This is a genomic window from Marivirga sp., from assembly GCF_024636815.1.
In the GTDB taxonomy this organism is placed as follows: Bacteria; Bacteroidota; Bacteroidia; order Cytophagales; family Cyclobacteriaceae; genus Marivirga.
Genome location: NZ_JAGXGF010000101.1, coordinates 15801 through 27933 on the forward strand (window position 1 = coordinate 15801; position 12133 = coordinate 27933).

The window sequence follows — 12133 nt, forward strand, 5'->3', positions numbered from 1 at the left end:
AATAGGATAAAAAAAAGCCATCTGAAAAGACGGCTTTAGATTATAATTAATGTTACTTATTTGTTATTGTAATTCCAGATTTAATGTAATAGTTTGTTCATCATCCGTTGCCTTTTGATAAGGGGATTGATAGTTTATTGATAAGTTACCGTTCTCTTTATTTATGCTAGCAATAGTTATAGTTCCACCAGGTGATAAAGTAACTTGATTAGTATTATTAGGATCTACAGAAAAAGAACCTTCGCCAGAAAAAACTCCTGCGTGATTTAAATTATTATCTTCAAACAATTGAAGATTGGTAACGGAGTAAGTTAAGTTACTACCATTGAAATTTATTGTCACTTCTCCTGCAGGGAAATCTGGATTAACACTTGCGCTTACAATAACCCATGTTGCACTTAGTTCATCAACTCTTTGTTGTTCCGGGCTCGGATCATTTTTTTTCTTACATGAACTGAATAAGACAACGAAAGATAATGCTAAAAAGCTTAAAAGTTTAATGTTCCTTTTCATAAGATAATATATTAGTTATTTGTATTCTAAAGTTTAAAAGTCTGAATTATTGTTCATAATCCAATAAATTATTTAATTTTTTTATTTAATTACTTACTATTAAACAACTCCAATATTAATGATTTTTTTTGTAAAATCATTGTATTCAGTAGGGTCATTTGATGCAATAAGGGTTATTCTTTGGTCATTTGTTCTTTTTAATAAACTTTTGTACCATTCAATTCCCTTGGAATCAAGATGGGAGGTCGGTTCATCTAAAAGTAAAACCTTTGCCTCATAGCTACAGCATAGTATCAATTTCAATCTTTGCTGCATTCCGGATGAAAACTCTGCTATATATTTATTTAAACTATGATGTAAATTTGCGTTTTCTAATTCATCCATCACATCATTTTCCTTCAATGTATTCTTGAATTTTGAATGAAAATCCAAATGTTCTTTTAAAGTGAATTCTTCAATTAAATGAAGATATGGGGCCGTTATGCCTAATAAATGATGAATTTCTTCCTTTTCTACTGATTGATTATTTTCAATAAATTTTACTTTGCCTTTACTAGGTGCAATTACTCCTGCAATAATTTTAATAAGTGTTGACTTACCGCTTCCATTTTCACCTGTAATAGCATAGGTGTTATTTGTTTCAAAAGTGTGATTTAAATTATCAAACAGCTTATTTTTTGGATATTTTTTTGATAAGCCTTCAAGAATTAATTGCATATGATGCGGATTAGTATAAAGTAATACACTTTTAAATATTGCTATTCATTTAAAATTACTTTTAAACGTTAATTTCCATAGCCTTTCATAATACCTCTTTCTGATTTCCTTACGAATGCTGTTATATTATCTCTTTCCTCGCTACTTCTGATTAAGGTTTCTATATTTTCCAGCGCCTCTGCATTATTTTTACCACTGAGATAAAGGCTTCTATAGATTTCTTGAATATCATTTATTCTTTCATTGCTAAAGCCTCTTCTCCTCAAGCCTACGGAATTAATTCCACAATAGGTGAGAGGCTCGCGAGCTGCCTTAACATAAGGCGGGACATCTTTTCTTACTAATGATCCACCAGAAATCATTACATGACTTCCAATCTTTACAAATTGGTGGATGGCTGTAGCCCCCCCAATAATTGCCCAGTCGTCAATCGTAACATGACCGCCAACTTGAACAGAGTTAACTAAAATGCAATTATCACCAATCATGCAATCATGTGCAATATGTACATATGCCATGATCAAGCATTTAGAACCAATTTTGGTAACCTTTCGGTCGTTAGTACCTCGACTGATATTTACATATTCTCTTATTACTGTTTCGTCACCAATTTCTGTAATGGTGATTTCACCGCTGAATTTTAAATCTTGGGGAACCGCTGATATAGTGGCACCTGAATATATTTTACAGTTTTTGCCAATCCTTGCTCCTGAATTAATGGTAACATTTGGTCCTATCCAAGTACCGTCTCCAATTTCTACATCCTGATCAATATAGGTGAAAGGTTCGATTACGACATCCTTTCCTATTTTTGCATCAGGATGAATATAGTTTAATGACTTGTCCATGTAAATTATTATTTAAGCAATAAACGCTTATTTTATAACCTCCTATAAGGTTTTATTCTTCATCTTTTTTTACAATTCTTGCAGTAAGCGTTGCTTCACTGACAATACTATTTCCTACGTATGCGTAACCTTGCATTTTGGCTATTCCTCTTTTTATTGGAGCTAAAAGCTCACATTTCAAGATGATTGTATCGCCAGGCTTCACCATTTTTCTGAATCTGCAATTATCAATACCGAGAAAATAAGTCCAATATTCTGAGGGCTCATCAACAGAACTTAAAACTAAAATTCCTCCTGTTTGAGCCATTGCTTCTATCTGCAAAACGCCCGGCATTACGGGGTTTCCAGGAAAATGACCCTGGAAAAAGTTTTCATTTATAGTAATGTTTTTTAGGCCTATTACGGTTTTGTGATCTTGATGGATGATTTTATCTACTAACTGAAAAGGATATCTATGTCTTAACATAGCCGAAATACCATCTATATCCATCACAGGCTCAGCATTGGGGTCATACTTTGGTGCAGATTTCTCTGCTTTCTTAATATACTTCTTTATTTTTTGTGCAAAAGCTACATTGGTAGAGTGTCCTGGTCGTGCCGCCAAAATTTGCCCTTTGATAGGGCGTCCTACTAAAGCTAAATCGCCAACCACATCCAATAATTTATGGCGGGCAGGTTCATTTTTAAATCTTAACTCTATATTATCAAGTATTCCCTCTTCTTTTACTTCAACATTAGGTTTATTGAAAATTTTAGCGAGTTCTTTTAATTCCTCATCTGAAACCAATTTATCAACCACAACAATAGCATTGTTTAAATCACCACCTTTTATTAAATTATTATTGTAAAGCTGCTGAAGTTCATGAAGAAAAACAAAAGTTCTACAGGTGGAAATTTCTTTTTTGAAATCGTCTAAATTGTTTAATGAAGCATGTTGACTCCCTAAAACCTTTGAGTTATAATCAATCATGACTGTTACTCTGTAGTCATCCACAGGTAGTAAAGCCATCTCCACATTTTTCTCTTCATCAGTGAGAAAAAGACTTTCAGAAACTTCAAAAAAGTTTCTAAGTGCATTTTGTTCTTCTAAATCAACAGATTCTAAGGCTTCATAAAAAAGCTTAGCACTTCCGTCCATGATTGGGGTTTCTGGCCCATCTACCTCTATTAAAATATTGTCAATTTGCAATCCTACTAAGGCTGATAAAACGTGTTCAACGGTTGATACTCTTGCATCACCTTTAGCGATTGTGGTACCTCTTGAAGTATCTACTACCAAATCAGCATCGGCCTCAATAATTGGTTTTTCAGGTAAATCTACTCTTTGAAATTTTATTCCACTATCGATTTCATCAGGCTTGAAGGTTAAAGTAACTTTATGACCAGTGTGTAGCCCTACACCTGAAACACTTATCGCTTTTTTAATAGTGTGCTGTTTATTATACATTTAGTTCTTTTTTTCAGTCGGCAAATTTAAAACTATTTTTTCCAATTGCTGAACTTGTTGGTGTAATTCCGGTAATCTTTTGAATAGTGTACTTGCTTTCAGGTATTGCTTGTGTTCAAAACCTACCATTCCCGAAAGAATTGTATTCTTTTGTTTCACTGTTTTTGATACACCAGATTTAGCGCTTACTGTAGTGTGGTCTGCAATTTCAATATGTCCTACTATTCCAACCTGACCTGCAATAACGCAATTTTTACCTACCTTAGTGCTGCCAGAGATTCCAGTTTGTGATGCTATCACTGTGTTTTCTCCAATTTCAACATTATGAGCTATTTGAACTAAGTTATCAATTTTAGCACCTTTACGAATAATTGTGGAACCTAAAGTTGCACAATCAATAGTTGTATTGGCACCAATGCTAACGTTGTCCTCCAAAATCACATTTCCTAATTGTGGAATTGTTTTATAAGTCCCATCTGCTTGGGGAGCAAAACCAAATCCATCACTTCCTATTATAGTGCCCGCTTGAATATTGCAGTTTTTTCCAACTTTACAATCGGCATAAATTTTTACGCCCTGAAAAATGATAGTATTGTCACCAATTTCAACATTATCTCCTATATGAGCCTGAGGATATATTTTCACATTATTCCCGATTTTCACATTATTCCCAATATATGAAAAAGCTCCTCTGTAAATATTATCTCCAACAGAGCTTCCTTCTCCTATGTAAACTGGATTTTCCACACCAGACTTAGCATAAGACAAAATCTTATTATATTCTTCTAATAATTGAGTGAAAGCAGAATAAGGATCATCAACTTTGATTAAAGCTGGTTTGATGCTTTTTTTGGGAGCGAAATTACTCTTTACTATAATGGCGGCCGCATCAGATTGGTAGATATAGTTTTCATATTTATCATTCGATAAAAAGCTGATAGTTTTTGGTTTACCATCTTCTATTTTTCCAAGATTGTCGACTATTCTTTCTCCATCTCCTTCAACATGCCCTCCAATCATTCCGGCTATTTGATTCACACTAAACTCCATATAAAATAATTATGGTTGCTATAATTGACAAAGATACGTTTTTAGGTAGGCATAGGTAATATTTTTTAACTATTTTACTCATTGCTTTGATGTTTGGTAAATCCGCTGCTTGAGTAACATCCATTAAATGCCCCTTTTTAGTAATTATTTTTATACTTTTTCCACCTAAGACATAAGCAGAGTTGGTTACTTCCCCATGTGAAATAAAAAAGGCTGCTTCTTTATTTAATAAATTAAATTCTTGTGCGATTTTTCCTTTTAAGGTATTTATATCAGCTTTTTTAAGTGGTTCGTTACCTAATTTTATTTTAAATAAATCTCTTTGTAGAATTCTCTGACTTAAATTTTTAAGCACTTTGTCTTTATTGTTTTCCCATACTTTGATGGCATGCCATATATCAGAGTCATCTAATTTTGAGAATTGATGAACGATTTCCGGATTTTCTTGAAATTCTTCCAAAGTGAAATCATTTTCCAGAAAATATTTTAAAGCAGGTGAGATATTATCCAAACTATGCACCTCTTTTGCTCTACTCATCAAATGAACCAACATTCTTTCTGCACTTAAAGCTGTTTTGTGTAAGTAAACTTGCCAATACATCAATCTTCGTGCATTAAGAAAATTTTCAATACTGTAAATGGCTTTTTCTTCTACTACAATTTCATCCTCTATCACATCCAAATGGCTGATGATTCTATCCACACTTATATTTCCTTCTGAAACGCCAGTATAATAGGAATCTCTGTTGAGGTAATCCAACCTATCTACATCCAACTGACTTGAAATTAGGTGATGGAAGAATTTTCTTTTATAGGAATTTTTGAACATTGCAATAGCAGTATCCAATTGACCCGAAAATTCCTTATTGAGCATTTTCATAAATTGCAGTGAAATATTTTCATGCGTAATTCCCTTTATTAAACTATATTCCAAGGCATGAGAAAAAGGACCGTGACCAATGTCATGTAGTAAAATAGCGATTTGAGCCGATTCATATTCTACATCATTAATATGGATTCCTTTTTCTTTTAAATGATCTAAAGCTTCGCCCATTAAATGGGTTGCGCCCAATGCATGATGAAAGCGAGTATGGGTGGCACCAGGATAAACCAGTTCGCTCAAACCCAATTGCCTAATCCTGCGTAAGCGTTGGAAATAAGAATGATTGAAAATACTAAAAAGTAATTCACTTTTTATTGTAATGAATCCGTAAATAGGATCGTTTACCTTTTTTAACTTCTTCAATTCTAATAAATTTAAAGGCTCAAATATATACTATGCAAAATTATCAAATCTTATGGGCAGATGACGAAATAGATCTGCTAAAACCTCACATTATTTTTTTAGAGAACAAAGGTTATCAAATTACTCCGGTAAATAACGGTTCGGAAGCTGTAGATTTATGTAAAGAGCAAAAATTCGATATTGTTTTCCTAGATGAAAATATGCCAGGCATGACTGGTTTGGAAACATTGAGCCTGATTAAAAGTAATAATCCAAATCTTCCTGTAGTGATGATTACTAAAAGTGAGGAAGAATATATTATGGAGGAAGCAATAGGATCTAAAATCGCAGATTACCTTATTAAACCTCTTAATCCTAATCAAATTCTACTTTCAGTCAAAAAGATTTTAGATAATCAGCGCCTGGTGTCCGAGAAAACCAACCAAAGTTATCAGCAAGATTTTCGTAATATCAGCATGGCTTTTGGAGATGTAATGGATCATGCCGAATGGGCTGAGATGTATAAGAAGCTAGTATTTTGGGATTTGGAAATAGATCAAACGGATGATCAAAGCATGTCAGAAGTGCTTTCTATGCAACATGTAGAGGCTAATACCAATTTCGCAAAATTTATAGATGATAATTATGAAGATTGGCTGAATGAATACCAAGATGAGGCGCCATTATTGAGTCATAAATTAATGGAGGAAAAGGTTTTTCCTAAGATGGGAGAGGAGCCTGTTTTTTTTATAGTGATTGATAATTTACGGTTTGATCAATGGAAGTTGTTAGAGCCTGAAATTCTTAAATACTTCAATATAGAAGAAGAGGAAAATTATTATTCTATTTTACCCACCACTACTGCTTATGCTCGAAATTCAATATTTTCTGGTCTTTTACCAGATGAAATGGCTAAAAAACATCCTGACCTTTGGGTGACAGAAGACGATGACGAAGGCAAAAATAATTTCGAGGATAAATTTATTGAAAGGCAGCTGAAAAGAAAAAATATATCAGGCAAATTCACTTACAATAAAATTGTAAATGTGAATCAAGGAAAACAAGTGTTAGACCATGTTTCTGCCATGATGGACCATGATTTAAATGTGTTGGTTTATAATTTTGTGGACATGCTTTCCCATGCAAGAACAGATATGAAAATGATCCGAGAATTGGCGGCCGATGAATCTGCTTATCGTTCACTGACTAAAAGCTGGTTTTTACATTCTCCTCTTCTTGAATTATTGAAGCGGGTTTCTACAAAGAAAGCTAAGGTTGTGATTACTACCGATCATGGAACCATCAGAGTAAAGAAGCCATTCAAAATTGTAGGTGATAGAAATGTAAATAGCAATTTAAGATATAAGCAAGGAAAAAATTTAGGCTATAAAAAGAATAATGATGTTTTGGAAGTTCCCAAGCCTGAAAGGTTTCATTTACCAACCTTAAATGTGAGTACATCCTATGTTTTCACCAAGGGGGAAAGTTTTTTTGCCTATCCTAATAACTATAATTATTACGTAAATTACTTTAAAGATACCTTTCAGCATGGAGGAGTTTCAATGGAAGAAATGATAATTCCCATTATTTCATTAACTTCGAAAGATGGAAAGTGAAATCTCTGAAAATATATCATTTTCGGACGTAGATTTAGATGATTTGCCTCAGACAGTAGCTAAAATTTATGATTTTGCAAAAAATAATAATATTTGGTTGTTTAAAGCTGAAATGGGCGGGGGAAAAACTACTTTTATTAGTCATTTATGTGATTATTTAGAGGTAGAAGATCATGTGAGTAGTCCTACTTTTGGATTGGTGAATGAATATATGTCGGCCAAAGCAGGTGAAATCTTTCATTTTGATTTCTACAGAATAAAAGATGAACAAGAAGCATTTGAGATAGGCGTGGAAGATTATTTTTACGTAGGGAAGTTGTGTTTGATTGAGTGGCCTGAAATGATTCCTTCTTTTATTCCGGATCAATTTATATTAATTGAGATTAATCTTTCTAAGGAACAAACCAAAAGGAATTTTAAAATAAGTAAGCATGGCTAAGGAGATTTCAAGAAAAGGCTTTGACGTTCTAGCAAGAAAAAGTGCCCTCTATCCACAAGAAGAGTTGTTGGCCGTAGAACGTGGTAAAAATGCCATGCAAATAGGAATCCCTAATGAAATTTCTTTACAAGAAAAAAGAGTTCCACTTACACCTGGAGCAGTAGCTTTATTATCCAATAATGGCCATGAAGTGATAGTGGAAAGTGGAATGGGACTGAGCAGTAATTTCACTGATAATGAATATAGTGATGCGGGAGCCAAAATAGTTTATTCTGCAAAAGAAGCTTTTGAAGCTCAGTTGGTTGTAAAAATAGAACCACCTGTGAAGGAAGAGATCGAAATGTTCAAGCCGGGTAGTTTTTTGATTTCTGCACTTCAAGTTGGGCAGTTGAATAAAGAATATTTTCAGTTGATCAATGAAAAAAGAATTACTGCCATTGGTATTGAATTGATAGAAGATAAAGTGGGCGGAATGCCCATGGTCAGGGCAATGAGTGAAATTGCTGGTATTTCTGCAATTCAAATTGCCACGGAGTTATTGAGTAATTTAAATGATGGTAAAGGCATTATATTGGGTGGTATAACAGGAGTTAGACCCACTAAAGTAGTGATTTTAGGAGCTGGAACTGTAGGTGAATATGCAGCTCGTGCGGCATTAGGATTAGGGGCGAATATTGAAATTTATGATAATCATTTATATAAACTAAGAAGAATTAAACATGCTATAGGTCAGCCAATCCATACTAGTTCAATGGACACTGTTATGTTGAGCGATTCTTTGACCGAAGCTGATGTTTTAATTTGTGCTATTAGAGCTGAAAAAGGTAGGAGTGGATGTATAGTTAGTGAAGAAATGGTGATGAATATGCGTAAAAACGCAGTAATTATTGATGTCAGTATTGATCAAGGTGGTTGTGTTGAAACTTCCGAGGTTACCTCTCATGATAATCCTACTTTTAAAAAATATGATGTAATACACTATTGCGTCCCTAATATAGCATCAAGAGTATCTAGAACAGCAAGTAATGCTGTTAGTAATATTTTAACACCTATGTTGTTACAAGCTGGGGATGTAGGCGGAATCGAAGAAATGATATTTACCCATTCATGGTTTATGAAAGGAGTATATACCTATAAGGGAAGTTTAACGAATATGCATATTGCCAAAAAATTTGATTTAAAATATAAAGAGTTGAGTTTATTGATGGCGGCTAGATTTTAAGTCAGTCTAAATCCTATTAAAAGCATGTCATCTACTTGCTCTTTATTCCCTTTCCAGTTTATTACAATATCTTTAATATACTTTTCCTGATTTTTGAGCGGTTCTTTATGGATCGAAGTAATATAGTTTTTCAACCTTTTGACACCATATTTTTTATCATTTGATCCTCCAAATTGGTCTTGAATTCCATCTGAAAATAAATAAACTGTTAGTGGACTATCAATTTCAATATAATGGTCTTCAAACCTCATTTTTTGATGCTCAATAAAATTTTCACCAATAGAATGCCTGTTATCTCTTATAGCATGTATTTCATCATTTTTAAAATAAATTAACCGATGACCCGCACCACCAAATATTAATTTTCGATCATCAATTCTGCAGAGTCCAATCTCCATTCCGTCATTGCTATAGCTATCATCTTGCTTTAACATGATTCTAAGCCTTCTGTCCATTTCTTTTAAAATTTCAGATGGCTGATTATAATCCAATTCAATTATAATCTGGGATAATAAAGCATCAGCAATCATACTCATAAATGCTCCTGGCACTCCATGACCCGTGCAGTCAATGGAAGCAATAAATTTAATTTCATTGCCATTTATTTTTTTCTGATGAAACCAGTAAAAATCTCCACTTACAATATCTCTCGCTTGATAGAAAATAAAGGATTCTGGCAAAGATTTTTTTATAGTAGCTAAATCTGGCAACAGCGAATTTTGAATTTTTTGAGCATAATTTATACTATCCGTAACATCTTTATTTCTTTTTTCTAAAATACTAAAAGCCTCTGAAAGCTGATCTCTGTGAGATTCTATTTCTTCTTTTTGGCTCTTGAGCTCTTCTGTCATTTCGCTTAACTGAAAATTCCTTTCTTCTATCTCTTTATTTTGAGAGTTTAATAAAGTTAAAGCCTTTTGCTTAAATCGGTTTCTACTGATATAAACGACTAAAAAGAGCGCCAAAAGTATCAGGATAATTAAAGAACCTAATATTATAATATTCTTTTGAGTGATTGATTCTTTGCTTAATTCACTTTGTTGTTTGAGTAAATTTATTTCAGCTTCCCGTTGCTTAGCTTCATATAATTCTTGCAGTTCAAGGAATTTCTCAGTTGTTTCTTCACTGTAAATTTTATTGTTTGTGTCAATAAAATTTTTCAAATCATCATATGCTTTTGCATTATTTTCTAATGATTTATGGATAATACTCCTAAGCTCGTAGCCTTTTCTTAAATAATAGTTAGATTCTGATTTTTTCGCATTATAAACGGAGGAATCTGCAAATTGAAGTGCGTTATTAAATTGTTTTTTCTTGACATAAATATTTGAAATCGTTTGGTAAGCCTCGCTTATGGCAGCGAAATCTGGATCAGATGAATATTGAATTTCTAAGCCTCTTAAAAGATAAATCAGGGCTTTATCAAAATTATTGTTTCTTTCTAAAGCCACGCCATAGTTTATATAAGCAATCGATTTTAAATAATCATTACTTAATTTGTCGAATTCTATGGCTTTCATAGCATAGTATTCAGCAGAATCATATTCCTCCATACGTATATACATATCAGCAATATTTAACATGCCTATCATTTTGTCTTCAGGGAGGTTATTTTCTTCCGCATATTGAATATTATATTGATAGTATTCTAATGCTTTGCTATAATTCCTCATTTCATCGTAGGTAATAGCAAGATGGGTAATAATGTAATCTATTAATTTTGGGTCTTTTGATGTTAAAGCTATTTCATGAGCTTCTAAATATATTTTCAAGGCTTTGTCCAGGGCACCTAAATTATAGTAGGAATAAGCAATCATGGCTTTCCCATATATAATATTAGTAGTGTCTTTTTTTTTAATAGCCAACCCTAATAACTGTTCAGCATAAGAAATGGCTTTTTCATTATCGTTCAATTGATATTTTGAACTTAGTTCATAATATAATTTCATCCGTTGTGAATCAGATTTAGCGCTACTTAAATCTTCTTTCAATTCGGTAATTGATTGAGGGTGACAATGGAAGCAGTTAAAGAAAACAAGAAGTATAAGTAATGCTTTATGCACTTTAAGTCTGTTTTTTGGATAATTATCATGCAATTTATGGATTCATTTTATAATAAATCAAAGATTAACAGTTTTAATCTGCCTTGTTTTTGAGTTGTTTAATAAAAAATAGCCCAAAGAAATCAAACTGGAATTATAGATGTAATTATATTCTTTCTTCTCACACTTCTTTTGTTCTTGATGAGAAGTTTAAGCAAAACTGTATCTTTTTTGATTTGGCTTCATTCTATATGAAAATAGTATTTAAACCTTAAATATTCATAGAATGAAGAATTTACTCAAAATTTCCAGCATTATTATTTTGTTTGTCATAATGTCTTGTAAGGAAGAGGATGTTCAAACTGAAGGGGCCTTAGACTGTAGTTTGGGGCCAAATTACAGTGGTATCTGTCTTAATGGGCCAGAAATTGTAGAACCAGGAAGCTCTAATGATTATATTTTTAAAATCGAAAAAAGACAGCAAGGAGATAACATCAATAAGGTGGTAAACTGGTCAGTTGAATCAGGGGAAATTGAAATAGTAAATATTGAAACGGAGGTGAAGATTAATTATACGGTTTCAGTAGCTACACTTAAATTTAAAAATAATTTCACTGGTGGAAGTATTAAAGCTAGCTCAAATGAAAATATGGTAGATTCTCCACCTGAAAATCCCACAGGTTACATTTCTATACCAATTTATGCAAAATAGAGTGAATCATTTCGATTTTGTTTATAATTTATGAGAAGTAACTTCTCGGAGCAGATGAACAGTAGAGATGATTCCACCTGAGCAAGTCCTCTTCCTTGTAGGTAGAATGATGCAGTTGGATAAGGCTTTAAAATTCGTGTTCATACAAGCCTGTGAACCCCTGGACTTTCTTATGTGTCCCCCCCACTTGGGAACTCACCCATATTTCTACATTGTAAATCACACAGAAACTTGAAGGTGAAAAAACCTTCAAGGGAGAGAGGTGTTAAAGGAATAAGGGATTCGATTTTAAATTATAACCT

11 protein-coding genes are annotated in these 12133 nt (G+C 33.0%); 4 read left to right on the forward strand and 7 right to left on the reverse strand.

Translation table 11 applies throughout. From position 1 onward, the window contains the following. Positions 1-63: 63 nt before the first annotated feature. From Q0L29_RS07625 to Q0L29_RS07650, 6 genes are all read right to left on the reverse strand, one after another. The gene (locus Q0L29_RS07625; RefSeq protein WP_296620495.1) at positions 64-513 is read right to left on the reverse strand and encodes a hypothetical protein; all 450 of its coding nucleotides are present in this window, start codon (positions 511-513) and stop codon (positions 64-66) included. A gap of 99 nt (positions 514-612) precedes the next feature. Then, positions 613-1230 carry an ABC transporter ATP-binding protein gene (locus tag Q0L29_RS07630; protein ID WP_296620496.1) on the reverse strand — a complete coding sequence of 206 codons (618 nt, stop codon included), beginning with the start codon at positions 1228-1230 and terminating at the stop codon, positions 613-615. A 68-nt stretch (positions 1231-1298) separates the two neighbouring features. Then, positions 1299-2078 (reverse strand): acyl-ACP--UDP-N-acetylglucosamine O-acyltransferase, encoded by a 780-nt coding sequence (gene lpxA / locus Q0L29_RS07635; RefSeq protein ID WP_296620498.1) that lies wholly within the window; start codon positions 2076-2078, stop codon positions 1299-1301. A 52-nt stretch (positions 2079-2130) separates the two neighbouring features. Further along, on the reverse strand, positions 2131-3525 hold the full coding sequence (locus tag Q0L29_RS07640) for a bifunctional UDP-3-O-[3-hydroxymyristoyl] N-acetylglucosamine deacetylase/3-hydroxyacyl-ACP dehydratase (protein WP_296620500.1): 1395 nt from the start codon (positions 3523-3525) through the stop codon (positions 2131-2133). After that, positions 3526-4575 carry a UDP-3-O-(3-hydroxymyristoyl)glucosamine N-acyltransferase gene (gene lpxD / locus Q0L29_RS07645; protein ID WP_296620502.1) on the reverse strand — a complete coding sequence of 350 codons (1050 nt, stop codon included), beginning with the start codon at positions 4573-4575 and terminating at the stop codon, positions 3526-3528. It lies immediately after the preceding gene. Next, positions 4565-5821: an HD domain-containing protein gene (locus Q0L29_RS07650; protein ID WP_296620504.1), complete on the reverse strand. Its 1257-nt coding sequence runs from the start codon at positions 5819-5821 to the stop codon at positions 4565-4567. Before Q0L29_RS07650 ends, lpxD begins: the two co-directional genes overlap by 11 nt. A 32-nt stretch (positions 5822-5853) precedes the next feature. Here Q0L29_RS07650 and Q0L29_RS07655 point away from each other — a divergent pair, with 32 nt between their 5' ends. Genes Q0L29_RS07655 through Q0L29_RS07665 form a run of 3 tightly spaced genes read left to right on the forward strand, consistent with a single transcriptional unit; the run spans position 5854 to position 9077 of the window. Further along, the gene (locus Q0L29_RS07655) at positions 5854-7416 is read left to right on the forward strand and encodes a bifunctional response regulator/alkaline phosphatase family protein (protein WP_296620505.1); all 1563 of its coding nucleotides are present in this window, start codon (positions 5854-5856) and stop codon (positions 7414-7416) included. Next, positions 7406-7855, forward strand: a complete 450-nt coding sequence (tsaE, locus tag Q0L29_RS07660; RefSeq protein WP_296620507.1) for a tRNA (adenosine(37)-N6)-threonylcarbamoyltransferase complex ATPase subunit type 1 TsaE — start codon at positions 7406-7408, stop codon at positions 7853-7855. The genes Q0L29_RS07655 and tsaE overlap by 11 nt, the downstream gene beginning before the upstream one ends. Next, positions 7848-9077, forward strand: coding sequence for an alanine dehydrogenase (locus tag Q0L29_RS07665; protein WP_296620509.1), 1230 nt, complete (start codon positions 7848-7850; stop codon positions 9075-9077). Before tsaE ends, Q0L29_RS07665 begins: the two co-directional genes overlap by 8 nt. Here the strand turns inward: Q0L29_RS07665 and Q0L29_RS07670 are convergent. Then, entirely contained in the window at positions 9074-11026 is a 1953-nt protein-coding gene (locus tag Q0L29_RS07670) for a tetratricopeptide repeat protein (protein WP_296620512.1), read from the reverse strand. The genes Q0L29_RS07665 and Q0L29_RS07670 overlap by 4 nt on opposite strands. Before the next feature lie 379 nt (positions 11027-11405). On the opposite strand from Q0L29_RS07670, the gene Q0L29_RS07675 reads away from it, so the two are divergent. Next, entirely contained in the window at positions 11406-11831 is a 426-nt protein-coding gene (locus Q0L29_RS07675; protein ID WP_296620513.1) for a hypothetical protein, read from the forward strand. Positions 11832-12133: the final 302 nt, after the last annotated feature.